Below are 24,830 nucleotides of genomic sequence, written 5' to 3'. Positions count from 1 at the left end.
ACCGGCGGATTTCGACGGGCTCAATCACCGGCACTTCGCAGCTTTTGCGCAACAGTGTGGCTGATGGTGTCGGCGCTGGTCCCCAGGGCGCCTGCAAGGCTTTGCATATCGGCTCCCTGGAGCAGGCCCAACAGCAGGTGTTCGGCGTTGATTGTTGGGCTTTGTAAATCCCGTGCTTGTTGTTCGGCGGACTGGAGTGCCTGCTGGGCTGCGCTGGAGAATTGCATGGTGCCAGCTTTGAGCCGGTTGTGGATGCGCCCAGCCTTCTTCGCCGGTTTTTGTGGCAGGTCAAGTTTGTTGACCACGGACGGCCGGGTCATTCCTTCGCCCGCCAGCACCGTGGCGGGCGATGCCGTCTGTGTGGTCCATGATGCCGAGCAGTAGGTGGACAGGTTCAATTTCCTTTGCCTGCACGCCCCGCGCTTCGTCAACGACGTGGCGCATCACGGCTTCTGCAGAGTCGGTGAAAAGTTCAAACACGGCCATCACATCCTAGGATTCGAGGGCGGCCCCTATGCCCACGTTAGATGGCTGTCCCCGTGAGGTCCATGGAATGCGCGTCTCACCAGGGGGTTCGGAGGACCGACGGCGGATCTCCTCGAAACAGTGGGTGGTTTTAGGCGCTTGGGCGAAAAGTGGGAAGCACGAATGGGCTGGCACCTTCTGCGCTGCCGTTCCAATGGGCGGGGGCCATTCGGCGTCGTAATTCTCCGTCCGCTGCGGCGGCAAGCCCTGCGTCAAACACGCTCAGAATCATCCCGCTGTGTTGCAGGTTGAAGAACCTGATGATGATCCTGCGCCCGTTAGTGTTCCAGATGCATGTTTGGACCACGGGGTCGTGCCATGGATTTATGGGTTGGCCATAAAGCTCGGTCAGCTGGGCCCGGACGCTCTCATAGCCCAGGCGTGCTATTGGATTATTCGGCATCATGTCCGTGTAAGGCTGCATGCTGATGCCCATGAAACGTCCATTGTGGCTTGTCCAGGAGCTGGACAGCTCACCGGGGAGCTGGGTGAGGAGGGCGAAGTGGTCGGTGACGGACTTATCGGCGGAATCGTCCCACCTGGCGCCGCTGACAAACCCCAGCCTTTGAAAAAGAGCCCTCCGCGAAGTGTCCGATCGGGGCCACATGCCCCCGACCATGCTTTCAACCAGCTCCACAACGGCGGTGGGTTCCGGGATCAATGCAGAGAGTTGCTCCTGAGCGTCCATATCGCAAAGATACAACGCCTTCCTGATTATTCCCATAGCTGGGGAACGGCTCAGTCGTCGTCGTCGGTGAAGACCCAATCCAGCATGTCAAAGACAAACTCGCTGAAGGTGCCTTCTTCGTTGATCCAGGCACCCGTGGCGTTGTTGCGGCGCCACACAATCGGGTCGGGAACGTCAGCCTGATCGGCCAAAATACCCCAGGTGTAAGCCTCGTCCTCATCCTCCAGGAACAAGAGGTAACCGTCTTGGATCTCCAGTTCTTCCGGATCCCAGAAATAGTAGTAGGCCTCCATGAGCTCTTCGCAATTGCCCACAGCATGCAAGAATTCACGCAGTGCCTGCGGAACAGTGATGTTCAGCTCGGCAAAGACATCGTCAAGATCGGCCTGCGCAATCCCGTCGGCTTCCTGCCACGGCTCCTGCAAATACTGGGGCACCAGGGCACGGAATTTCTCTACGAACATGTCGGACATCTGAATCTCCAAGATCGGCAACGTACTGGGTATCAATCCTAGCCGCGCCGGAATCGGGGGCGTACCCAACTCCGGGCAGCCAGCGGAGCATGCCAGCCAAAACGCAGGCTGAGCATGCGCAAGGAGAAGACGACGGCGGCACTGAGGGTCCCTGTGACAAGGTTGAACCAGCCCAGGTTCCACAGCGCTGTGGCGAGTCCCGCACCCACGAATGCCGGGATCGCGTAGAGGTCCTTCGGGTCAAACAACCGCGGGACCTCGTTGGCCGTGACGTCACGGAGGATGCCGCCACCAACGGCCGTGGTGACACCCAGCAACAGCGCGGCAACAGGATTCATGCCAGCATTCAGGGCCTTCAGCGCGCCGGTGATGCAAAACAAAGCCAGCCCACCGGCGTCGAATGTCAAGAGCAGGCGGGAGCTGCGCTCAATGTTTCGCGGCATGAAGTACACGATCACGGCGGCGAGCAGCGGCGGGGCGAGATAGACCGGGTTGGTGAAGGCAACTGGCGGGCCGGTGTTCAAGACGATGTCCCGGACCACGCCGCCGCCGAGCCCCACCATGGAGCCCAACAACACCGAGCCCACCAGGTCGAAGCCCTTGCGGGCGGCAAGTAGGGACCCGGAGACGGCGAAAAAGAACACGCCCACAAGGTCAAGCATGAGTGCTGGGTCGAAGGTCATCGGCGCATTCGGCAGTAGGGGCAGGGGCTGCAAGACAGTCAGCATCAAGGGTACGGTGGCGGGCATACGGGAGCGAATCATGGCGTGTCATTGTCGCCGGATGCGTCTACGCTAACTGCATGACCACTGGTTTCCCTGCAACACTCCCACTCATTCACATTGAAGACTTTCACATGCAATTCGGTGAGAAGAAAGTCATCGACGGGCTCTCTTTTGACGTGGGGCGCGGGGAAACGTTTGGATTCCTGGGCAGCAACGGTAGCGGAAAGACGACGACGATCAGGGCCTTGCTTGGCATCTACCGGCCCACGGCGGGACTTTTGCAGATCAACGGGAAAGTGTTCAGCGACGATTTTGGCGCACGGTTGGGATACCTCCCCGAGGAACGGGGCCTGTACAAGAAAGAGTCCGTGCGCGATGTCATGACGTACTTTGGCCGGCTCAAGGGCTTGAGTAAGAATGACGCGCAGAAGTTCTGCCGCGAGTACTTGGACAGGGTGGACCTGGCAGACAAGGCGGAGGTGCGTGTGGACAAGCTCTCTGGCGGTGAACAGCAAAAGATCCAGCTCGGCGTCACCATCATGAACGAACCTGAGCTGCTGATCCTGGACGAACCCACCAAAGGCTTTGACCCGGTCAACCGCAGGCTGCTCATGGACATTATTGAGGACCACAAAAAGGCGGGGGCCACCGTCATGATGGTCACCCACCAGATGGAAGAAGTGGAGCGGCTGTGCGATCGGATCATCCTGCTCAAAGACGGCAAATCCGAGGCCTACGGCACCATTGACGAGGTGCAAAACCAGTTTGGTGGGCGGACCGTCAGGCTCAAGTACAGCGGGAGCATCCCCGAGTCACCGCGCTATGAGGTGACACTTCGGGAGCACAACTATGCAGAGCTGGCCCTGACTGGCAGCGTCGATGAGGCGCAGGTGCTCCGCGAACTGGTTATGGCCGGTGTGGTGGTGCGCGGCTTCGTGGCCGCCAAGCGGAGTCTGGATGACATTTTCATCCAGGTTTACGGTGAAAACATGGCAGCGCCTGTGGCCCTGGGAGGGAAGTAACATGGCACGTCACAATCTGGGCACCGTGGTGCAATTTGAGTTCACCCGTACCGTGAAGAAACGGCGCTTCTGGATCGCCACCTTGGCCATCCCGATCCTGTTGGCTTTGGTGTTTGTGCTGGTGTTTGCCAGCAGTTCCTCTACGCAGTCACTGTCCGAGGCGCAAAAGAGGCAGACCCTGGCGTTCACCTACACGGATGCCTCCGCCGTGATCGATCCGGCGATCGCCAAGGCGCTGGGAGGCACCGTGGAGCCTGACCCGGGCACCGCCGTCGAACGGGTGCAGGCTGGCAAGCTCAACGCCTACTTCAGCTTCCCGGCGAGCCTGGAGAAGGATCCAGTCCTGGTCTATGGCACTGACCAGGGCATTTTCAAGAACGGAACGTACGACGCCGTCGCCAAGCAAATAGTGGTGCTCTCGGCCCAGGAGAAGGTGGGATCGCCCGAGCTGGTCGCCGCCGTGCAGGGCAGTTTCAGCACCGAAACGCAGACCTTCAAGAACGGGGTGGTGTCCGGTGGCCTGGAAACTGTGGTGCCGCCGCTGCTGTTTTTGGTGCTGTTTTATGTGGTGATCATTCTGCTGGCGAACCAAATGCTGGCCTCGACCCTTGAGGAGAAAGAGAACCGGGTCACCGAGATGATCCTGACCACCTTGAACCCGACAACACTGGTGGTTGGCAAGGTCATCTCCTTGTTCATGGTGGGTGCGTTGCAGTCCATTGTTTTTGCCGCACCCATGCTCTTGGGGTACGTGTTCTTCCGTGACCAGCTGAACATGCCCAATTTTGATCTCTCCAACTTGAGCTTCCAGTTCTGGCCGATGCTGGTGGGCGCACTGTTGCTGATAGGTGGTTTCATCTTGTTCACCGGGGTGCTGGTGGGCATCGGCGCCGTGATGCCTACCGCCAAGGACGCCAGCACAGTGTTTGGCCCAGTCATGATCATGATGTTCATCCCGTTCTACATTGTGACCATGGTGGTCAGTGACCCAGGTTCGCTCATTGTACAAATCTTCACGTTCTTCCCGTTCACCGCGCCCATTACAGCCATGCTGCGCAACGCCTTTGGTTCGCTCAACGGCGTCTCTGCTGTCATTGTGATTGCGGAGCTGTTCATCTTCGGCTTCCTGGCACTGCGTGTTGCCATCCACCTGTTCCGGTACGGCTCCATCGAGTACTCCCGCAAACTCTCCCTGCGAACGGCCTTCGCCAAGCGGAGTTGAACCGATGCAGCGGCGGGTGTTGTGGGTGGCGATCCTGGCGTCGTTTGTGGCCTTTTTGGATGGTGCCATAGTCAATGTTGCCTTGCCCGCCATCACCGGCGAGCTGGGCGGGGGCATCACCACGCAACAATGGGTGGTCGACGCGTATCTGCTGGCGTTGGGTTCGTTGATCTTGATTGCCGGCTCGCTCTCTGACAGTTTCGGCAGGGTACGGATTTTGCGGACAGGACTGCTCATTTTCGGGGTCGCCTCGCTGGCTTGCGCCGTGGCACCGAGCGCGGTCCTGCTCATACTGGCCCGGGCCGTGCAGGGTGCCGGGGCCGCGCTTTTGGTGCCGGGTTCGCTGGCCCTGATCACCTCAACCTTCAGTGGCCCAGCCCAAGGCAAGGCTATTGGGAGCTGGACGGCTTGGACTGGTACCGCATTTTTGGCGGGGCCGCTGATGGGTGGGCTGCTGGTCGACTACTCCAGCTGGCGCCTGGTGTTCGCGATCAACGTGGTCCCCATCGCAGCCACGCTGCTGCTGTTGAGGGGGCTTGCGCTGCCCAAGTACGACGGCGGAACCCCCACCGCACCGGGCCTGGCCGTGGGCGCGGCGAGAGTGGGTGCGCCACCGCCACGAGTTGACCTACCCGGTGCCGTGCTGGCCTCCGTCGGCCTGGCGGGGACGGTGTTTGCGTTCATCGAGCAGGACCGGCTGGGGTGGGGCGACCCCGCCGTGGCCGTCCCGTTCGGTATTGGGGTGGCAGCCTTGGTGGCCTTCCTGTGGTGGGAAAACCGGACGCCGGCTCCCATGATGCCGCTGGGGCTGTTTCGCCGGCGAAACTTTGGCATGGGCAATATCGCCACCACGTTCATCTACGCCGGGGTGTCCCTGGGGCAGCTGATGCTGGTGTTGTTCCTACAGGAGATCGTGGGGTTCCCGGCGGTGTTGGCGGGGCTGGCATCAATGCCCACCGCAGTGATCATGCTGGCGCTGTCCGGGCCCTTTGGTGCGCTGGCTGGCAAGTATGGGCCGCGGCTGTTCATGACGGTCGGCCCCATGATTGCCGGGGCCGGATACCTGCTGATGACCGCCGCCGCGGAGCCGTTCAACTTTTGGACCCAGATCCTGCCCGGCCAGCTGGTCTTCTCGGTGGGCTTGTCCATCACGGTGGCCCCGCTGACGGCTGCCATCCTCGGTGCCGTGCCGCCGGAGCAAAGTGGGATCGGCTCGGCGATCAACAACGCCGTCTCCCGGGTGGCGGGGCTGGTGGCCGTGGCCCTGGCCGGTGTCCTGTTGGGCGGGGTGTTGGAATTCGACTCATTTCGCCGCATTATGGCCATCACCGCCGCCATGTTCATCACGGGGGGCCTGGTGTCCGCGTTTGGCATCGTCAACACCCGGCCCCCGGCCCCGGCTCCAAGCCAGCTGCCCACCGGGCTGTGAGCCGACGCCGGTGGCGTACATTGGCAGATGAGAAAGAGGCCACCCCGACAGAAACGAGCCGCACGTGAATGCTGCGCCGCCCCCAGCCATCGACGGAGCAGCAACCGTCGTGATCGCCTGCGCCCACGGCACCAACAATGCGCAGGGGCAGGCCCTGATCAATGGAGTCCGTGCCGCCATGGGGTCGCTGCGTCCGGGCCTGTGCGTGCTGGAAGCCTACGTCGACGTCCAAGAACCTGCCCTGCCTGATGTGGTGGCCGGCGTGTCGGACGGCGTGCGGGCCGTCGTCGTACCGCTGCTGCTCACTGTGGGGTACCACGTGCAGGTGGACATTGCGGAGGCTGTGGCAAGCCGCCCGGGGTTTCTGGCCGCGGCACCCCTTGGCCCTGACCCCCGGCTGGCCGGGTTGCTGCACGAGAAGTTGGGGGAACTGCCCCAGGACTGGGGCATTGTGCTCGCCGCTGCGGGGTCCTCCAGGCCGGAGGCTGCCCATCGAGTTCAGGTGATGGTAGCGGCGCTGGCCGCCCTCCGCCCCCAACGCGTCCTGGCCGCCTATGGTGCCGGCGCGCAGCCGTCCGTTCCCGAGGCCGTGGCGCGGTTGCGAGCCGAAGGGGCGGCCGGCGTGGCGATCGCCTCATATCTTTTGGCTCCGGGCTACTTTCACGACCAGCTCTCCACGGCCGGGGCCGATTTCGTCGCGGAGCCTTTGCTGCCGTCACGGCTGCTGGCCCAGCTGGCGTTGGAGCGCCTCGACGCGGCACTTGCCCACCGCGAGCCGTTAGGTCTGGCGAGATAGGGTGGGGCAAAGCCGCCGTATCTAACGGCTCGCCGTACGGGAAGCATAAAACCTTGGTGAAATGGGCGTGTGAAGAAATGTTGCCCAAGGTGAACCCACGTTGCATCTTTGATTTGCCCGGCGGGGGCCGAACCCTACGCTCGTCATATGACACAGACAGCTCTAGCCGGAGCGACCGCCGACGCTTCCACCGCACCCACCGTTGATTCCTCGCCACCTCGCCCGGCACGCGCCCGCCCCGCAGCCAAGCCGCACGGGCAGTGGAAGGTTGACGGCACCGCGCCGCTGAACCCGGTTGAGGTGTGGAAGCAGGACGACGACGGGCTCTCCGTGCGCCACCGCATCGAGACGATCTACGCCCACGAGGGTTTTGACTCGATCACGGACGACGACCTGCACGGCCGTTTCCGCTGGTGGGGGCTGTACACGCAGCGTAAACAAGGGGTCGACGGCGGTAAGACTGCCTCGCTGGAACCGCACGAGCTCGAGGATAAATACCTCATGCTGCGCGTGCGCATCGACGGCGGCAAGCTGACCACCGAGCAACTGCGCACCATCGGCCAGATTTCCCGCGACTTTGCCCGTGGCACCGCTGACCTGACCAACCGGCAGAACATCCAGCTGCACTGGGTGGAAGTTGAAAGCGTGCCGGAGATCTGGCGCCGCCTGGAAGCTGTGGGGCTGTCCACCACCGAGGCCTGCGGCGACGTTCCCCGTGTCATTCTCGGCTCCCCGGTGGCCGGCATCGCCAAGGCGGAAATCGTTGACCCCACCGAATTCATCCAGGAACTAAGCCGCCGCTTCATCGGCAATCCGGAGTTCTCGAACCTGCCGCGCAAGTACAAGACCTCCATCACCGGCCACCCCAACCAGGACACGGTGCATGAGATCAACGATGTCTCCTTTGTTGGTGTGCTCCACCCCGAGCTCGGCCCCGGCTATGACCTCTGGGTAGGTGGCGGACTGTCCACGGCGCCGCGCCTGGCCGAGCGCGTCGGTGTGTTTGTTCCCCCGGAGGATGGCCCCGCCGTGTGGGAAGCCGTCACCAGCATCTTCCGCGACTACGGCTACCGGCGCATGCGCAACAAGGCCCGCTTGAAGTTCCTGATCGCCGACTGGGGGGTGGAGAAGTTCCGCCAGATCCTTGAGGACGAATACCTGGGACGCAAGCTCCCCAACGGAATTGTGCCGCCGCAGGCGAAGGGCCTCGGCGACCATGTTGGCATCCACGCGCAGAAGGACGGCAAGTTCTTCATCGGTACGGCCCCCTTCGTAGGACGGCTCTCCGGTGACAAGCTCGTGGAGCTCGCGGACCTCCTCGAGGCCCACGGCTCGCACCGACTGCGCACCACTGTGCACCAGAAGATTCTCGCCCTGGACATCGCCAAGGAGGATGTGGACTCCGTCATCGCCGGGCTCGATGCCATCGGCCTGAACGCCCGTCCCTCCGTGTTCCGCCGCAACACCATGGCGTGCACCGGCATCGAGTTCTGCAAGCTCGCCATCGTCAATACGAAAGACACTGCCGAATACGTCATCGGCGAACTTGAACAGCGCATGACCGATCTCGTCGACGCCGGCGCCCTCGGCGACCCCATCACCTTGAACATCAACGGCTGCCCGAACTCCTGCGCCCGCATCCAGACGGCCGACATCGGCCTGAAGGGCATCATTGTACCCACGGACGACGGCGGCACAACAGGAGGATTCCAGGTCCACCTCGGTGGCGGGCTGGCTTCCCATAACCGTGAGGAGGCAGGCCTGGGCCGCACCGTCCGCGGGCTCAAAGTCGCTGTTGACGACCTAGCCGACTATGTGGAGCGGCTCCTGCGCAGCTACGCAGCCAACCGTCTGGCGGAGGAGACCTTCGCCGAATTCGCCCACCGGGCCGATGAGGAGCTGCTGAAATGAATCCCCAACCGCTCCCCAACCTCGTGAACTCGGCTGCCGACCTCCGCGCGCATGAAGAACTCCGGGCCATCGCCGCCGCCGGCGCAGCTGAACTGGACTGGGACGCATCCGCACAGGAGGTTATCGCCTGGGTGGCGCGAAACTTTGCAACCGGTGCGGCCGCCGTCGCCTGTTCCATGGCCGACGCCGTGCTGCCGGCCCTGGTTGCCGATCAACTGCCCGGCGTGGATGTGCTCTTCCTGGACACCGGCTACCACTTCCCGGAGACCTATGCGACGCGGGACGCGGTGGCCGAGAACCTCCGGGTCAACGTGGTGGACGTGTTGCCCGTGAACACCGTGGCCGAACAGGATTCACTGCTGGGCAAGGATCTTTTCGCCCGCGACCCGGCCCAATGCTGTGCGTTGCGCAAGGTGGAGCCGCTGGGTCGTTCCCTGAAAGGCTACGAAATCTGGTTTACGGGAGTGCGCCGCGACGAGGCCCCCACCCGCACCAACACGCCACTGGTCAGCTGGGATGAGAAAAACGGGCTGGTCAAGATCAACCCCCTGGCAACCTGGAGCTACGAGGACGTCATTGGGTACTCGGATGAGAACCTCCTGCCCACAAATCCATTGCTCAACCAAGGCTACCCATCCATCGGCTGCGCACCCTGCACCAAGAAAGTGGCCCCCGGCGCCGATCCCAGGAGCGGACGCTGGGCCGGAACCTCCAAGACGGAATGTGGGTTACACGTATGAGCACCCAAACTACAGACACACCGGTGATTGAACCTGTCGAAATCCTTGTCGGGGCACCCGGCGAGGCCCCCGAGCTGAAATCGCTGGACCTGCTTGAATCCGAGGCGATCCACATCATCCGTGAGGTGGTGGCCGAGTTTGAGCGCCCGGCGCTGTTGTTCTCCGGCGGCAAGGACTCCGTGGTCATGCTGCACCTGGCCACGAAGGCGTTCTGGCCTGGCAAGGTCCCGTTCCCGGTGCTGCATGTGGACACCGGGCACAACTTCCCGGAGGTCATCGAGTTCCGTGACAGGACCGTGGAGCGGTTGGGGCTGCGCCTGGAGGTGGGTTCCGTGCAGGAGTTCATTGACAGCGGCGAGCTGGCCGAACGCGCCGATGGCACCCGCAACCCGTCGCAGACAGTGCCGTTGCTGGACGCCATTGCCAAGAACAAGTTCGACGCTGTCTTTGGCGGCGGGCGCCGCGATGAGGACAAGGCCCGCGCCAAGGAACGGATCCTGTCCTTGCGCGACGAGTTTGGCCAGTGGGATCCGCGCAACCAGCGGCCCGAATTGTGGAACCTGTATAACGGCCGCCACACCGTGGGGCAGCACGTACGTGCCTTCCCCATCAGTAACTGGACCGAGCTGGATGTGTGGCGCTACATAGCCCGGGAAAACATTGAACTGCCGGGCCTCTACTACGCTCATGACCGCGCAGTATATGAGCGAGATGGCATGTGGCGTGCCGTGGGACCTGTCTCGGAGCCGCGCCCCGGCGAGGACGTCATCATCAAGCAGGTCCGTTACCGCACGGTGGGGGACATGTCCTGCACCGGCGCCGTGGCCTCCAACGCTATCACCGTCCACGATGTGGTGCGCGAAGTTGCCGCCTCCACCCTGACAGAACGTGGCGCCACCCGGGCCGATGACCGCATCTCCGAGGCAGCTATGGAAGACCGCAAGAAAGACGGATATTTCTAATGAGCACAACAACCCATTCGGTGATCGAGCCTGTCGAGATCCCACTGGCCCACGCCTCCTTGTTCCGCTTCGCCACCGCCGGTTCCGTCGATGACGGCAAGTCCACCCTGGTGGGTCGCCTGCTCCACGATTCCAAGGCCATCCTGGCCGACACCCTGGAGGCGGTGACCCGCACCTCCGCCGACCGCGGCTTCGGCGGTGAAGACGGCAGCGCGCAAAAGATCGATCTGGCGCTGCTAACCGACGGCCTGCGAGCTGAACGCGAGCAGGGGATCACGATCGACGTCGCCTATCGCTACTTCGCCACGGACCGGCGCAGCTTCATCCTGGCCGACTGCCCCGGGCATGTGCAATACACCAAGAACACGGTGACGGGCGCGTCCACGGCGGATGCCGTCGTCGTACTGATCGATGCCCGCAAAGGGGTGTTGGAGCAGACCCGCAGACATCTCTCGGTGCTGCGTTTGCTGCGCGTGCCCAACGTGCTGGTGGCCGTGAACAAGATCGACCTGGTCGGCTTCAGCGAGGACGTTTTCCGCACCATTGAGAGGGATGTTCAGGCCGTGGCCGCGGGCATAGGCCTGCGCGACGTGGTGGTGGTTCCGGTCTCTGCGCTGGAGGGCGACAACGTGGTGGATCGCTCCGCCCACACGCCCTGGTACACCGACCCCAGCCTGCTGGACATCCTGGAGACCCTGCCCACCACGGACGAATTGGAGCGTGGGATGGAGCCTTTCCGTTTCCCCGTACAGCTGGTGATTCGCCCGCAGGGTGCGCTGGCCCCCGAGCTGGCAATTGCGGACGACGCCGGAACCTCCTTTCGCGACTATCGCGCCTATGCGGGGCAAGTGGCTTCCGGCTCGGTGTCAGTAGGCGAGGCGGTCACTGTCCTGCCAGCGGGACGCACCGCCACGGTGGTGGGGATCGACTTTGCCGGGCGGTCTTTGGACCGGGCCGTGGCGCCGCAGTCGGTGTCGTTGCGGCTGAGTGAGGAAATCGACATTGCCCGCGGCGACGTCATCGCCGCCACCGGCACCTTCCTTGAGGTCAGCCAGGACGTATACGCCGAACTGTGCTGGCTGTCGGTGAAGCCGCTGCGTGAGGGCGCCAAGGTGTTGATCAAGCACGGCAGCAAGACGGTCCAGGGCCTGGTCCGTGCCGTGAGGGGCAAACTGGACCTCGCGACTTTCGCCGAGGCGCCGGCGTCGGGCCTGGAATTGAACGACATCGGCTCCGCCCAGATCCGGCTGGCCTCGCCGCTGCCGGTGGAGTCCTATGCCCGGCACCGCCGCACGGGCGCGTTCCTGGTCATCGACCCTCAGGACGGCAACACCCTCGCCGCTGGTCTGGTCAAGGACCATCCGGGCGACCACGAGGATGAGAGGTACGTGATCTGAGCGCTGCGACGAATTCTGATCCCGATCCATTGACACACTCCCGATGGGTGGCAAGCATTAAATGTTCTGTATAGCCACTGACACGGCAACACCCGATTTAGGGGGTAAATATCATGGCCACCCAATTATTCATCAACCTTCCCACCAAAGACCTTGATGTCTCCAAAGCGTTTTTCTCTGGCCTTGGCTGGCGGATCGAGCCCAACTTTACGGACGAGAAGGCGGCCTGCATTGTCATTGATGCGAGCATCTTCCTGATGGTGCTCACGCACGACTTCTTTGCCACGTTCACGGACAAACCGATTGCCGACCCCGCGCAGGTGCAGCAGGTACAGACAGCCCTGAGCTGCGAAACCCGCGAGGACGTGGACGCCATGTTGGAGAAGGCGCTGGCCTCCGGCGGCAAGGAGCCGCGGCCAGCTCAAGACATGGGCTTCATGTACTCGCGCGACTTTGAGGACCCGGACGGCAACTGGTTCAGCATCCTGTGGATGGATCCCAAGGCGGCCGAGCAGGGGCCTGAGGCGTTCATGGCGCAGCAACAAGAAAACGGGGCCTAGCCCACCTGCGCGCCGCGGCCGGGGCTGCCCCGCGCCGATAGTAAAGTCTCGATGTGAACCATAATCAACCGGCCGCCCGGCCATCGCGGCAACCGCTGCTGCGCGGAGCCGCCAGTATGCTGCTGCGTGGTTTCCGCAGATCTTCTTTCAGGCTCAAAACCTCCCCGGGCTGCTGATTCTGGCGGCTTTTGCCGTGGCCAGTTGGCAGATGGCTCTACTGGCACTGCTGGGCTGCGCCGCCTCTACCGTGACCGGATTATTGCTGCGGGCACCGGCAGCAATGGTGCGTGCCGGAGATCATGGTTTTTGTGGAGCACTCGTGGGAGCCGCGGCGTTCGCTGCCATCGGCGGAACATGGTTCGCGGCGATGTGCGCCATCCTGGCAGGCGCTGCCTGCGCGCCCGTGACGTGGGGCGTTCAACGGCTCTTCCGAACCGCCCTGCTCGGGCCCCTCAAATTACCCTCCATCACGGCCCCATTCTGCATTGTGGCCGGTATTTTGTTCTTCGCCACGGCTGACCGTCGCGTGGCACCGGCCTACATCACGCCGGACGGATCGCCTGTTGCCCTTTTTTGCGCTCCATTTTGGCCAATGTGTCCCAGGTGGTGCTGATTGACTCCCTGATTGCCGGTGGATTGATCCTGGCCGTCCTATTTCTTGCACAGTGGAAAGTGGGGTTGGCCGCTTTAGCAGGCAGTGTCCTCTCAAGTGTGCTGGCTGTGGCCACCGGAGCGGACCACTTGCTGTTGGGACACGGCATGTTGGGGTACTCCAGCGTGTTGGTGGCAATTGCGATGGCTGCGTTGTTCCTGGCAGCCGTGGGCATTGGCCGCGATTGGGGCATTGCTGGCCGGCGGACTGTCGATGGTCTTTCAGGGTGTGCCCGCCCTTTACACCTGGCCTTTTGTGGCGGTCACTTGGCTGCTCCTGAGCGTGGTCCACTTTGTGCCGGGACTGGAGCGGTCCCGTCCGGGCAGCTCAGATGACGCACCGCCGAAGGTACCCGCCGGAGCGTTGCGCTAGTTGGAATATTTTCATAGGGAGTGGTGTTGCCTCGTAAGCGACGACAGTTCTACGTAGTGAAAGAGTGTAAGTGCCCCTAAATAACGTGACCACACTTGTTGCCGAAGACTCCGCCGCGCACACAGGAGCCACAGCGCAGGAACAGCTCATCCTAGATGAGGCCTTCGCCCGCCGCGACGGGATCCTCCAGCATCTTGAGGCCGAGCTTGCTACGCCGGCGCAGGACGCAGTTGAGCAGGCGCGGATGCGCATGCTGGTCCGCCGCCGTGCGGAACTCCAGCACGCGGAGCAAGGTTTGATCTTCGGCCGGATCGATGCACTCGATGCGACAGTGCGCCATCTGGGGCGCGTGGGTATTCCCAGCCCCAGCGACAACGGCGATCCTCTCGTCATCGACTGGCGTGCACCGGCCGCACGGGCCTTCTACACCGCGACGCCGGTGGACCCCCAGGGGCAGGCCCGCCGTCGTCATATACGAACCCAAGGGCGGACGGTCATCAGCTTTGAGGACGAGCCGCTGGATGGTTCCAGGGCTAGTGAACTGGTGGGCGAGGGGGCCCTCCTCGCCGCCCTTGGTGAGCGGCGCACCGGTCAGATGAGCACCGCAGCGGCAACGTTGCAACGCGAGCAAGACGATGTGGTTCGTGCCGACTCCCGCGGCCCGCTGGTTGTCCAGGGCGGTCCGGGCACTGGAAAAACCGTGGTGGCCTTGCACCGGGTGGCCTACCTACTTTTCACCTACCCCAAGCTCGCTGCGCAGGGCGTCTTGGTGATTGGACCGTCACCGCGTTTTCTGGACTACATTGGCCAGGTACTGCCGGCACTGGGGGAGACCGCAATAGTGTCGGCGACCTGCGACACCCTGGTTCCTGGGGTAGGTGTGGAGCGCCTGGAGCAGCGTGAGCTCGCGGAGATCAAGGGCAGGGCGCTATGGCAACAGGGGCTCGCCCGGTATTGCGCATCGCGCCTCCCACAACCAGCCGGCGTCGAACTGCTGTGGGAAGGGGAACGGTACACGATTGATGAAACACAGACCGCCCGGACCATCGCCTCGGCAACCTCGGGGCGCTCCTACCATGGTGCGCGCGCAGTGTTCATCCAGCAGGTCCAGGACCAACTCACCGATGCCGTAGTGGCACGCAGCGAGGCGACGATGGCACAGGTTGAAGACGGACTTGAGGACCTGCTGCGCGACTTCGATGCCGTCTTCACCCACACCGACAATCGCGCTGCGAGCTCCGGGGCAACAGGCACTGACGTCGACGGGATGCTCACCGAGGAAGACATTGAACTCCTCCGTGAGAAGATCGCGGACGACGACGGCGTGAACGCAACGCTTCAGCGGTGGTGGCCCACACTCGATACGACACGAGAACTGCGCCGGCTCTTAGATGATGAGGCACTGCTTGAGCAGTGGGTGCCGGAGCTTACCGATGCCGAACGAGGGTTAATCGCTGGCGAACCTCGGACGTGGGCGAGCAGCGATCTGCCCTTGTACGACGCGTTGGCTGATTTGTTGGGCGATGCAATCCCCAACAATGGGCAGGGCGAATTTATGAGCGATCGTGCCAGCGCACAACGCGACTGGGTCTACGGGCACGTCGTCATTGACGAAGCTCAAGAGCTTTCGGAGATGCAATGGCAAATGGTCATGCGCCGCTGCCCTTCTCGATCGATCACCGCGGTTGGAGATATCGATCAGGCCGAGGCGCCGCACCGGCACACCACCTGGCAGGAAGCGGTTAGCGCTGCCTTCGGTGACAGGTGGACCGAGGCGCAGCTGAGCATCTGTTACCGCACGCCGATGGAAGTCATGGCCCTCACCGGAGCCGTGCTTCGCAACGCTGGCAGTCAAAACGAGCCTCCTCGCGCCGTTCGCGCTGCCGGCATTGAGCCATGGGAACTCTCCGTCACCGAAGGTGAGCTGGCCGCTGAGGCCGCACGCGCCGTCGAACAACTATCAGCACGGTGGAAGGGCGGGATGGTCGGTGTGATTGCTCCGATGGAACGCTTGACAGCTTTGCGCGAGGCCTTACCCGGCACCCCGGTGCTCTCCGCGAGCGATGCCAAGGGGCTGGAATGGGATGCCACGTTGCTCATCGACGCTCCCAGCATTGCCGCTGCGCCGAGAGGCTGGAACGGACTCTATGTGGCGCTGACCCGTTGCACCCAAGAGCTGGGGCAACTGCTGGTGAGGTAGTTGCTCAAGCGCTGACCGGAGTGCTGACTAACTATAAGATGCGAAAATACTGCAACAACAAGAAGCATCTTAGTCCTGTGCAAACGCTCGGCACTGGACGTGTCGGGCATCCCCGTCAATATCCGTGACGACAAAGAAGCCCGGGGAGGACCCGGGGAGGATAGGGCCTCTCAGGTGAATACTGTTGATATTGCGGACCAGCCGGCCCCGGACGTGCGTGTCTGTTTTGTGGGCGACTCCTTCGTGGCCGGAGTCGGCGACGAGCCGCACCTGAGCTGGGCCGGACGCGTGACACCAGCGCCGACCTTCTTCGGCGCATCCATGCCGAATGCACGCCCCGTTTGCCCCCCCGAAAGCCACGCCTGCGTCGTGTTGTCCTTCGGTGTCAATGACACCAAGTATGAATCCGGCCAATCCCGGGTTGCAGCACGTGCCTCGATCGCCCATCTGCGTGCCGAGCTGCAGTGTCGTTCAGCAACTGCAGGGTAACGATGTTTGGCGGCGGGAGGTGCGCGAGCGCGACGGCGCCCATCCCGGAGCTGGTGGCTATGAGGCCCTAGCAACATTGCTTCGCCCAGCCTGGGACGACTGGTCGGCTGCTCTGCGAACTCAAACGGCAAGCAACTAAATACATTCAAGGCAGCGGAGTTCTTGGCATTGTTTGGGTAGTGCCGCTCATCGCATGACCCCAAGGTCCCGGCCACGGCAGCAACGCCGGAAGCAACCGCAATCATGAGCAAGGGCGAGCCATAGACCACACCATCAGCCATGCGGCTCGGAATTAGCCGGCGGAGTAGCAAGTACAACAACCCCGAGCAGCAGGATCGAACATGCCAAGCCATGAGTTTGGGCTCGATTGTCCGGGCCAGCTCTGAACGGCGCAGCAGGCTTCCCGTCGGCACTCGTAGGAGCAGCCAGATTTTCGTGGCGAATGCCGTTTCCGCAGAGTAGGCTCCCCCCATGGAAACCGATCAGCTATTCCTTGCCGCTGACGCTGAACTTCGAAGCGTCATAGATCGCATCACTCCGAAGGATTTCGACAAGCCGGTCCCTGCCGCGTGGTCGCAAACTCCCAACCCCACCATCCTCGACATCCTCAAAGCGCACGCCTACGACGAGGCCTGGGTTCCCGCAGTGATTGGCGGGGCTTCGGTTGCCGACGGGGATGCGCTGCGCGACCGCGATCTCCTGGGGGACGACCCGATCGCAGCTTATGACACACTCAACGATGCCGCGACAGCCACTGTCCAAGGGGGCGTCGATTTGGAGGCGATCTTCCGGTTCCAATACGGTGACTACCCTGCAAGGGAGGGTTTTGCGCACCTGGCAATGTATCGAGGTTTTCAAGCTTGGCTTATTGCCAAGCACCTTTCAATCCCGTTTCATTTGTCCGCCGAGACTATTGCCGGCATGAATGAACACGTCGTGCCCAACGCGGAAGAATGGCGTAGCTTCGGGGTGTTCCCGCCGGCGATTGATCCGCCGGCTGGTGCTGATGACCAGACGCGGCTACTTTGCATAGTCGGGTTTTGGATCCCCTGAACCCAGTCTCGAATCGATGCGACTTTTCACGGATACTGACGCGACGTCGCCCCCGGGCGGTGCGGGGACATAAACTGCACCGGCTAGCCGTATTGTGATGGTCGCTGGGGAGACTTTGGCCCGGGGCGTGCGTAGAGTTGCAGATACGGTGTGGTGGAAGAAATGAGTTGCGATTATGGGGCAGGCAATCGATCACTTGGACCAGATATTTGCAGAAAGATCTGCACAAAAAAAGGCGTTAGAGGACGCTGCTCAAGCCATTCGCAACACGATTGTGGGCAGGCTTCACGACGACGGGCTCAACCACCACGACGTGCAGTTCAGAGTCAAGACGGCTGAATCCGCGGCCGAGAAAATGGCCCGCCGTGACCACGATGGCTCGCTAAAATACCCTGGCGGCCTGACAAAGCTCGATGACTTGATCGGAGTCCGGGTCATCCTCTTCGTGGAATCGGACATTGACGCCGTCGCGATCGCGCTCTCCAGCCAGTTCGTCTGCCACGACGATGAAGACAAAACCGCCATGATGCGCAAGAACGGCGGCATTGGCTACGCAGGACGCCACCTGACATTGGAAGTTCCGTCCCACAACCCGCCCACCGGTTGCAAAGACTATACCGGACAGCGTTTTGAGGTGCAGATCCGCACGGTACTCCAACATGCCTGGGCGGAATTTGAACACGACATCCGCTTCAAGGGCTCAAGTGGTGACAACGCCGAAATCAGCCGCGCCTTCACCATGGCCTCCACCCTCATTGAACTGGCGGACCAACAATTTGTGAACATTAGCGACATCTTGAAACGGGTGCAGGTCAAACGCGCCAATGACGGTGACCAAGAAACCCAGACGCTCGACGCCGGATCCCTCCAAAGCGTGCTGGCCCGCGTCTTCCCGCAATATCGCACCAGCAAAGAAAACCAGTACGACTGGATGGTCCGCATCCTTGCCGTCAACGGAATCGACACCATCAGCGCCGCGGAGAAATGGTTCAACACAATGGATCCGGACAGGGTGGCCAGAATCATGGAATACAGGTTCTCGCCGGGCCAAGTCCGGGTGGCCGATGACCTGCTGCTGGAAACGTTGGGGGAGTCCTATGTTGATGCCACCAAGGAGGTCGGCAGCGACATCAACCGTGAAAGGAAGCTGCGCTCGCGGTTGCGCCGGCTTCGCAGCAACGGGGACTGAGCGTTTCGAATTATTTCGCGAAATTGTCCCTGCTGCTGAGCCGCTTTGTGACGTGGAATGAATGCCCGTGACGCCGCGCGTCAGCTTCATTGTGAGTGAACGGCAGCATCCCTAGCCTTGATCCATGACGAGAATCCCCGCCACTGCGCCAGAGACCGCGGCCGGTCAAACGTTGAAAACCATCCGCATCGTGGCCGGCCAAAAAACCCGCCACAAATTGCGTAAAGTGGAGATCCTGGTCCTTGCCGCCTTGATTGCCTTGATCAGTGCCGGTGCCGCCATCGCCGCAGGAAGCGCTGGCACCAACAACGCCACAGCTGAGCAGGCCGCAGCTGGTCCCGCCGCCGAACTCCGGCTAGGGTACTTCGCCAACGTCACTCACGCCCCGGCCCTGATCGGGGTTCAGAGGGGCATCCTGGCCAAGAACCTGGGCGCCACAACCCTCAAAACGCAGGTGTTCAACGCCGGGCCCTCGGCCATCGAGGCGCTCAACGCCGGGGCCATCGACGCCGCCTACCTGGGCCCGAACCCCGCCATCAACTCATTCGCCAAAAGCGGCGGGGAATCCATTCGCATCGTCGCAGGGGCCACTAGCGGCGGCGCGCAACTGGTGGTCAAGCCGGAGGTCACCACCCCGGCACAGCTGAAGGGCAAGGTCCTTGCCACCCCGCAGCTGGGCGGCACTCAGGACGTGGCACTGCGCTCCTGGCTGGCCGGTGAAGGCTTCACCACCACGCCCAGCGGCGGCGGCGACGTCACCATCAACCCCACCGACAACGCCGGTACCCTCAAGCTCTTCCAGGACGGAAAGCTCGACGGCGCCTGGTTGCCCGAACCGTGGGCCTCCCGTCTGGTCCTCGAGGCCGGCGCCAAGGTGCTCGTCAATGAAGCGGATTTGTGGGACAAGGGCGAATTTAGCACCACCATCCTGGTGGTCAACAAGTCGTATTTGGAGCAGCACCCACAAACCGTTGCCACACTGCTGGCCGGACACGTCGAATCTATCGAGTGGCTCAACAGCCACAAGAACGGCTCCGGGGCGGATAGTGCTGCCGCTGCGGTCAATGTGGCCCTGACGGCATCGGCGGGCAAGGCGCTGCCGGCCGCGGTGATTGAGCGTTCCCTCTCACAGCTCACCTTTTCAGCGGACCCGCTGGCAGCAACCTTCCCGACGCTTCTTGAGCACGGGATCAAGGCGGGCGTCGGCACGCAGGCCAAGCTCTCGGGCATCTTCGATCTGCACCAGCTGAACACAATCCTGGCGAAGAACGGAAAGGTGCCTGTTTCCGCCGGAGGACTGGGCACCGAATAGCGTCCACACCGCCAATCCCATTATGACGCCGCGTGAACTTGCGTGACCCTGGGCGTCCCGATCGTTGAACCGGCAACCCGGCAATGTCTACCTTTTAGTCATGACCACTCCGGGACGGCAGGCGCCCTCTGCAACCACAGCACAGCCCTGCCCTCAGGGGCGCCCGTAGTCTCTTCCTCAGCCAACAACAACCACGCCGTAACAACCGCAGCGCACGCCTCCGCCTCGCCTTTGGTCTGGCCGGTGGTGGGCAGCCCCGCGTACCAAGGATTGGAGATGACATGACAGAAGTACTCGCCGACCATGGGGGTCCTTCCGCCGACGATGCGCTCGCACCAGGCCCAGTCCCAGGCCCAGGCCCAGGCCCAGGACCCGGACCAGGACCCGGCATCCCGGGCCGCGCCCCCGCCGTCGTGCTGGAGGGCTTGGGCAAGCGCTTCGGCTCCGGGCCACCCGTTCTGGAGGACGTCAATGCCACCGTGTACCAAGGCGAGCTTGTGGCGTTGCTGGGGGCGTCTGGGTGCGGGAAATCGACCCTGCTCAACTTAATTTCCGGGCTCGACAACCCTACGTCCGGCGCTCTTGAAGTCCCCGAAGAGGGTGCGGCGTTCATGTTCCAGGACTCCGCGCTGTTCCCGTGGCGCACTGCCCGGGGAAATGTGGAATTGGCGTTGAAACTGCGCGGCGTGGGCAAGGCCGAGCGCCGGGAGCAGGCCATCGAACTGTTGGACCTGGTGCATCTGGGACACTCCGCGGACAAGCGCCCACACGAGTTGTCGGGGGGCATGCGCCAACGGGTGGCACTGGCCAGATCGCTGGCCCAGGACCGGCCACTGCTGCTGATGGATGAACCGTTTGCCGCCCTCGACGCCATCACCCGGGACCTGCTGCACAACGAGTTGGAACGGATCTGGCGGCAGACGCACCGGACCATCATCTTTGTCACCCACAACGTCCGCGAAGCCGTGCGGCTGGGGCAGCGGGTGCTGCTGCTCTCCTCAAAACCTGGCCGCGTTGTGGCGCAGTGGCAGGTGTCCGAGGAACACCGCACCAACGCCGGAGCTGCCGGGGAACTGACGGCGGAGATCACGGCCCGACTGCGCGAGGAGATCCGCCGACATGCCTGAAACATTAACATCACCGCTCATCAAGAGCGGCAGCGCCGAGGAAATGCGGTCCCTGGAGGCGGGCCTGGACTCGTTGCAATCCGAGGCAGTTGAGCGCCGTGGGCTCGACTGGTCCCGGGTTCTGCTGCCGCTGGCCGCGTTCACCGTACTTCTGCTTGCCTGGCAGTTTTACGTCTCGCTGGGCCTGCGGCGCCGGGACCTGGTTCCCGGACCGCTGGATGTGCTTGGCTCCCTAGGCGCGCTGTGGGCCGCCGGAACAGCGCAGGAGGGCGTGTGGACGTCGCTGCAACGCGGGCTGGTCGGATTCGCCATCAGCATTGTGGTGGCCACGCCCATCGGACTTTTGCTGTCCCAGGTGCGGCTCTTGCGCCGGGCGTTTGGGCCGCTGATCTCCGGCTTGCAGGTGCTGCCGTCGGTGGCTTGGGTGCCTGCAGCCATCATTTGGTTTGGACTCACCGACGCCACGGTGTACTTCGTGATGTTCATGGGTGCCATCCCCTCCATCATCAACGGGTTGATCGCCGGGGTGGACCAGATCCCGCCGCAATACCGCCGTGTGGGACACGTATTGGGAGCCTCCCGCTGGGAGATGGCAGTGCACGTGGTGCTTCCGGCAGCGCTCCCCGGCTACGTGGGTGGGCTGAAGCAGGGCTGGGCGTTCTCGTGGCGTTCGCTGATGGCGGCGGAGATCATTGCCATGGGCGGTTCTCTGGGTTTCGGGTTGGGTTCTTTGCTGGAACAGGGCCGCCAACTAGCCGACATGGGGATTGTCATATCGGCGATCCTGATCATCCTCTTCGTGGGCATCCTTGTGGAACTGGCGGTCTTCGCTCCGGTGGAAAAGCGGCTCCTACGCGGGCGCGGCCTGCTGGCCGGCAGCACGCGCTAACTCGTCCTTCCACTCCGCGACTGGTTGGACCCTTGGCCGCCCTCCGCGAACTCAATTGCCTGCTCGGTGGCCGAACGGCTGTCCGGCGAGTTGAAACAGCAGATAAAGGGGGTGCAGGGGGGCGCGCACCCCCTTTATCTGCTGTTTCAAATTCAGTACTCTGCGAAGTCCCTGAATATTTCCTCCCGTGACGCCGCGTGAACGGGTGTAACGAACTTCTTGGACGCAAATAGTGGCCCTACCTAAGGTCATTTCATGGCAATTGTGGATCTTTACCCAACCTCGCTCCGGCTGCTCGGCCGCCCCGTCCTCGTGGTCGGCGGCGGCAGGGTTTCGGCCCGCCGGGCCAAGGCACTGCTCGACGCCGGAGCCCAGGTCACGCTGGTGGCCCCCAGACTCAGCGTCCCCGCCCAGGAGTTGGCGGATGCCGGCCTCATCTACTGGGCTGCCCGGGACTATGAAAGCACGGACATGGCCAACGCCTGGTTCGCGGCGACAGCGACCAACAATCCCACAGTGGATGCCCGTGTGGCCGGCGACGCGGAGGCCAACCGTACCTGGTGCGTCAACCACTCAGCCAGTGCCGAATCGGCTGCGTGGACGCCCGCTGTAGGTACCGTCGAAGACGTCAAGATCGCTGTCAACGCCGGGGGAGACCCGTTGTGCGCCGCGGCCATCCGCAACGCCGTGGTGGTGGCGTTGGAAACCGGGGCGCTGCCGATGCGCCGCTACCGCAAAAGCGCAGTGGGCGCGGTTGCGCTCGTGGGCGGCGGGCCCGGCGCCGATGACCTCATCACGGTACGGGGACGGCGGCTGCTGGCCGAGGCCGACGTCGTCGTGGCGGACAGGCTGGGCCCGCGCGGCCTGCTGGAAACATTAGGACAGGGCGTTGAGATCATCGAGGTCGGCAAGACCCCCGGCCACCATCCCGTTCCCCAATCCGAGATCAACGCGATCCTGGTCCGGGAGGCCAAGGCCGGAAAGCGGGTGGTGCGCTTGAAAGGCGGCGACCCTTATGTGTTGGGCCGTGGCGGGGAGGAAGCCATCGCCTGCCGCGAGAACGGCGTGGATGTGGAGGTTGTCCCGGGCGTCACCAGCGCTGTGAGCGTCCCTGCGGCGGCGGGCATCCCCGTCACCCATCGCGGCCTGGCGAAGGCGTTCACCATGATCAGCGGCCACGAGGAGCTTGAAAATGTCCCGGAAGGCAGCGACCATACCGTGGTGTTGCTCATGGGAGTTGGCACTCTCAACCGGTCCATGCCCATTCTGGCGTCGGCCGGCCGCGGGCAGGACTGCCCTGTCGCCATCATCGAGAATGGTTTTGCCAAAAACCAGCGGGTCACCATCGGCACCCTCGGCACCATTCTTGCCCTGGCCCAGGCGGCCAAGGTACGCAACCCGGCCGTCGTCGTCGTGGGGGATGTGGTGCGTGTAAGCCCGCTGGCGCCCCTTGAAATCGCCACCGACTATTACGGCACGCGGGAAACTATCAGCACTCTCTCTTAGACTTGTCCGTAAGTCCTTTTGGAAAACATAGAAATGAGCACAGCCGTGTCTTCACACACCCCCGTGACTTCAGCAAGCGACGCAGCCCGAGGAACTCAGGAGCGCCCGCTGCGCGTTGCCGTCATCGGTTCGGGCCCCGCAGGCGTCTACGCCGCGGACATGCTCACCAAGAGCCCGGAAGTGCGCGACGGACTGGTGCTGGCGATCGACCTCTTCGACCGGTACCCGGCCCCGTACGGCCTGATCCGCTACGGCGTGGCCCCCGACCACCCGCGCATCAAGGGCATCGTCAACGCCTTGCACAAGGTTCTGGACCGCGGCGACATCCGCTTCTTCGGCAATGTCGACTACGGCACGGACCTAACCCTGGCGGACCTGCAGAAGCATTACGACGCCGTCATCTTCGCCACCGGCGCCATCAAGGACGCGGACCTGAACATACCCGGGGTCGAGTTGGAGGGCTCCTACGGCGGCGCCGACTTTGTTTCCTGGTACGACGGCCACCCCGATGTGTCCCGCGAATGGCCGCTGAACGCCAAGGAGATCGCCGTGATCGGCAACGGCAATGTGGCCCTGGACGTGGCCCGCGTGCTGTCCAAGCATGCCGATGACCTGCTCGTCACCGAAATCCCCGATAACGTCTACGCCGGCCTGTTGGAATCGCCGGTCACTGACGTGCACATCTTTGGCCGCCGCGGCCCGGCCCAGGTGAAGTTCACACCCCTGGAACTGCGCGAGCTTAGCCATTCCCGCGACGTGGACATTGTGCTGTACGAGGAGGACTTCGACTTTGACGAGGCCTCCGACGCCGCGGTCAAGTCCAACAACCAGGTCAAGACCATGGTCAACACGCTGAGCAACTGGCTCGTGGAGCAGGACGACGACGCCGCCGACCCTGCCACGGGTGCCTCCCGCCGCCTCCACTTGCACTTCCTTCACAACCCGGTGGAAATTCTGGGGGAGGGCGGCAAAGTCTCCGGCATCAAGTTCGAGCGCAATGAGCTGGATGGCACTGGCAACGCCCGTGGCACCGGCAAATTCATCGAGTACCCGGTCCAGGCCGTCTACCGCTCCGTGGGCTACTTCGGATCGGCCCTGCCGGATGTCGAGTTTGACCACCGCCGTGGCGTTGTTACCAACGACGGCGGACGCGTGCTGGGTGCCGACGGCGAGCACGTGCCGGGCATCTACGCGACCGGCTGGATCAAGCGCGGACCGGTTGGCCTGATCGGCAGTACCAAGGGCGACGCCTTGGAGACCATCACGTACCTTCTGGCCGACCGCACCGAACTGCCCGCCGCCGTCGTTCCCAGCATTGACGCCATCGTGGAACTCCTCGACGGGCGCGGGGTGGAATTCACCTCATGGGAGGGCTGGAACGAGTTGGACGGCCATGAGAAAGACCTGGGCGTGCGCGCTTCTGAGGCCGGACCCGTGGTGCGCGAGCGGGTGAAGGTTGTCTCCCGCAAAGAGATGGTCAACGTTTCCCGCGGCACCGCCGAGGTCCACTGACCGTTCTGCGGGCGGATCCAGCCTTGCAAGCAGCGCAGGCAATAGTCCAGGTTCTGGCCCACTATGGCCGCAGCGGCCT

General features: G+C 63.1%; 26 protein-coding genes and 1 pseudogene. 21 read left to right on the top strand and 6 right to left on the bottom strand.

The genetic code is table 11. The features are described from left to right. Positions 1–20: 20 nt before the first annotated feature. From AOC05_RS13610 to AOC05_RS13590, 5 genes are all read right to left on the bottom strand, one after another. Complete coding sequence (locus tag AOC05_RS13610; protein ID WP_062007687.1) at positions 21–305, bottom strand: hypothetical protein; 285 nt, start codon at positions 303–305, stop codon at positions 21–23. Next, positions 289–480: a Clp protease N-terminal domain-containing protein gene (locus AOC05_RS13605; protein ID WP_195849337.1), complete on the bottom strand. Its 192-nt coding sequence runs from the start codon at positions 478–480 to the stop codon at positions 289–291. Before AOC05_RS13605 ends, AOC05_RS13610 begins: the two co-directional genes overlap by 17 nt. A gap of 136 nt (positions 481–616) precedes the next feature. After that, a complete protein-coding gene (locus AOC05_RS13600; protein WP_154606134.1) occupies positions 617–1,213 on the bottom strand; it encodes a hypothetical protein in 597 nt (198 codons plus the stop codon). Positions 1,214–1,263: 50 nt separating this feature from the next. Beyond that, on the bottom strand, positions 1,264–1,686 hold the full coding sequence (locus tag AOC05_RS13595) for a hypothetical protein (RefSeq protein WP_062007684.1): 423 nt from the start codon (positions 1,684–1,686) through the stop codon (positions 1,264–1,266). Positions 1,687–1,724: 38 nt separating this feature from the next. Further along, complete coding sequence (locus AOC05_RS13590) at positions 1,725–2,369, bottom strand: trimeric intracellular cation channel family protein (protein ID WP_062009795.1); 645 nt, start codon at positions 2,367–2,369, stop codon at positions 1,725–1,727. Positions 2,370–2,488: 119 nt separating this feature from the next. On the opposite strand from AOC05_RS13590, the gene AOC05_RS13585 reads away from it, so the two are divergent. From AOC05_RS13585 to AOC05_RS13515, 17 genes and pseudogenes are all read left to right on the top strand, one after another. Then, the gene (locus tag AOC05_RS13585) at positions 2,489–3,433 is read left to right on the top strand and encodes an ABC transporter ATP-binding protein (protein WP_062007683.1); all 945 of its coding nucleotides are present in this window, start codon (positions 2,489–2,491) and stop codon (positions 3,431–3,433) included. Between the two features lies 1 nt (position 3,434). Continuing rightward, positions 3,435–4,655, top strand: a complete 1,221-nt coding sequence (locus AOC05_RS13580; RefSeq protein WP_062007682.1) for an ABC transporter permease — start codon at positions 3,435–3,437, stop codon at positions 4,653–4,655. A 4-nt stretch (positions 4,656–4,659) separates the two neighbouring features. After that, positions 4,660–6,084 (top strand): MFS transporter, encoded by a 1,425-nt coding sequence (locus tag AOC05_RS13575; RefSeq protein ID WP_062007681.1) that lies wholly within the window; start codon positions 4,660–4,662, stop codon positions 6,082–6,084. A gap of 64 nt (positions 6,085–6,148) precedes the next feature. Continuing rightward, a complete protein-coding gene (locus AOC05_RS13570; protein WP_231687118.1) occupies positions 6,149–6,880 on the top strand; it encodes a sirohydrochlorin chelatase in 732 nt (243 codons plus the stop codon). A gap of 147 nt (positions 6,881–7,027) precedes the next feature. Continuing rightward, positions 7,028–8,791, top strand: coding sequence for a nitrite/sulfite reductase (locus AOC05_RS13565; protein ID WP_062007680.1), 1,764 nt, complete (start codon positions 7,028–7,030; stop codon positions 8,789–8,791). Continuing rightward, positions 8,788–9,531 (top strand): phosphoadenylyl-sulfate reductase, encoded by a 744-nt coding sequence (locus AOC05_RS13560; RefSeq protein WP_062007679.1) that lies wholly within the window; start codon positions 8,788–8,790, stop codon positions 9,529–9,531. Before AOC05_RS13565 ends, AOC05_RS13560 begins: the two co-directional genes overlap by 4 nt. Next, positions 9,528–10,493 carry a sulfate adenylyltransferase subunit CysD gene (gene cysD, locus AOC05_RS13555; protein WP_154606127.1) on the top strand — a complete coding sequence of 322 codons (966 nt, stop codon included), beginning with the start codon at positions 9,528–9,530 and terminating at the stop codon, positions 10,491–10,493. The genes AOC05_RS13560 and cysD overlap by 4 nt, the downstream gene beginning before the upstream one ends. Beyond that, positions 10,493–11,890: a sulfate adenylyltransferase subunit 1 gene (locus tag AOC05_RS13550; RefSeq protein ID WP_062007678.1), complete on the top strand. Its 1,398-nt coding sequence runs from the start codon at positions 10,493–10,495 to the stop codon at positions 11,888–11,890. Before cysD ends, AOC05_RS13550 begins: the two co-directional genes overlap by 1 nt. A 113-nt stretch (positions 11,891–12,003) precedes the next feature. Next, positions 12,004–12,450: a VOC family protein gene (locus tag AOC05_RS13545; RefSeq protein ID WP_062007677.1), complete on the top strand. Its 447-nt coding sequence runs from the start codon at positions 12,004–12,006 to the stop codon at positions 12,448–12,450. A 193-nt stretch (positions 12,451–12,643) separates the two neighbouring features. Next, complete coding sequence (locus tag AOC05_RS20845) at positions 12,644–13,063, top strand: urea transporter (RefSeq protein WP_420480367.1); 420 nt, start codon at positions 12,644–12,646, stop codon at positions 13,061–13,063. Next, positions 13,045–13,206, top strand: a pseudogene (locus tag AOC05_RS20840) (urea transporter); the annotation flags it as partial. The gene AOC05_RS20845 and the pseudogene AOC05_RS20840, both read left to right, overlap by 19 nt. Positions 13,207–13,276: 70 nt before the next feature. Continuing rightward, positions 13,277–13,474 (top strand): hypothetical protein, encoded by a 198-nt coding sequence (locus tag AOC05_RS20195; RefSeq protein ID WP_231687117.1) that lies wholly within the window; start codon positions 13,277–13,279, stop codon positions 13,472–13,474. A 70-nt stretch (positions 13,475–13,544) separates the two neighbouring features. Then, on the top strand, positions 13,545–15,674 hold the full coding sequence (locus tag AOC05_RS13535) for a HelD family protein (RefSeq protein ID WP_062007675.1): 2,130 nt from the start codon (positions 13,545–13,547) through the stop codon (positions 15,672–15,674). A gap of 174 nt (positions 15,675–15,848) precedes the next feature. Next, a complete protein-coding gene (locus AOC05_RS19830) occupies positions 15,849–16,163 on the top strand; it encodes a hypothetical protein (RefSeq protein WP_062007674.1) in 315 nt (104 codons plus the stop codon). A gap of 471 nt (positions 16,164–16,634) precedes the next feature. Continuing rightward, a complete protein-coding gene (locus tag AOC05_RS13525) occupies positions 16,635–17,216 on the top strand; it encodes a hypothetical protein (protein ID WP_062007673.1) in 582 nt (193 codons plus the stop codon). Positions 17,217–17,391: 175 nt separating this feature from the next. Then, positions 17,392–18,405, top strand: coding sequence for a GTP pyrophosphokinase (locus AOC05_RS13520; protein WP_062007672.1), 1,014 nt, complete (start codon positions 17,392–17,394; stop codon positions 18,403–18,405). A 124-nt stretch (positions 18,406–18,529) separates the two neighbouring features. Beyond that, the gene (locus AOC05_RS13515; RefSeq protein WP_062007671.1) at positions 18,530–19,717 is read left to right on the top strand and encodes an ABC transporter substrate-binding protein; all 1,188 of its coding nucleotides are present in this window, start codon (positions 18,530–18,532) and stop codon (positions 19,715–19,717) included. A gap of 98 nt (positions 19,718–19,815) precedes the next feature. Here the strand turns inward: AOC05_RS13515 and AOC05_RS13510 are convergent, their stop codons facing one another. After that, positions 19,816–20,022, bottom strand: a complete 207-nt coding sequence (locus tag AOC05_RS13510; RefSeq protein WP_062007670.1) for a hypothetical protein — start codon at positions 20,020–20,022, stop codon at positions 19,816–19,818. Between AOC05_RS13510 and AOC05_RS13505 the strand changes: the two genes are divergently transcribed. The 4 genes from AOC05_RS13505 (at position 19,999) to AOC05_RS13490 (ending at position 24,751) form a co-directional block, all read left to right on the top strand. Next, the gene (locus AOC05_RS13505) at positions 19,999–20,844 is read left to right on the top strand and encodes an ABC transporter ATP-binding protein (RefSeq protein ID WP_157374991.1); all 846 of its coding nucleotides are present in this window, start codon (positions 19,999–20,001) and stop codon (positions 20,842–20,844) included. The genes AOC05_RS13510 and AOC05_RS13505 overlap by 24 nt on opposite strands. Then, positions 20,837–21,733 carry an ABC transporter permease gene (locus AOC05_RS13500; RefSeq protein ID WP_062007669.1) on the top strand — a complete coding sequence of 299 codons (897 nt, stop codon included), beginning with the start codon at positions 20,837–20,839 and terminating at the stop codon, positions 21,731–21,733. The genes AOC05_RS13505 and AOC05_RS13500 overlap by 8 nt, the downstream gene beginning before the upstream one ends. Before the next feature lie 255 nt (positions 21,734–21,988). Further along, positions 21,989–23,239: a uroporphyrinogen-III C-methyltransferase gene (gene cobA / locus AOC05_RS13495; protein ID WP_062007668.1), complete on the top strand. Its 1,251-nt coding sequence runs from the start codon at positions 21,989–21,991 to the stop codon at positions 23,237–23,239. Between the two features lie 33 nt (positions 23,240–23,272). Continuing rightward, positions 23,273–24,751, top strand: coding sequence for an FAD-dependent oxidoreductase (locus AOC05_RS13490; protein WP_062007667.1), 1,479 nt, complete (start codon positions 23,273–23,275; stop codon positions 24,749–24,751). Positions 24,752–24,830: the final 79 nt, after the last annotated feature.

It is taken from the genome of Arthrobacter alpinus (assembly GCF_001294625.1).
Lineage (GTDB): Bacteria > Actinomycetota > Actinomycetes > Actinomycetales > Micrococcaceae > Specibacter > Specibacter alpinus_A.
The sequence above is the reverse complement of the archived record's forward strand: the minus strand, read 5'-3'. Positions and strand labels throughout refer to the sequence as shown.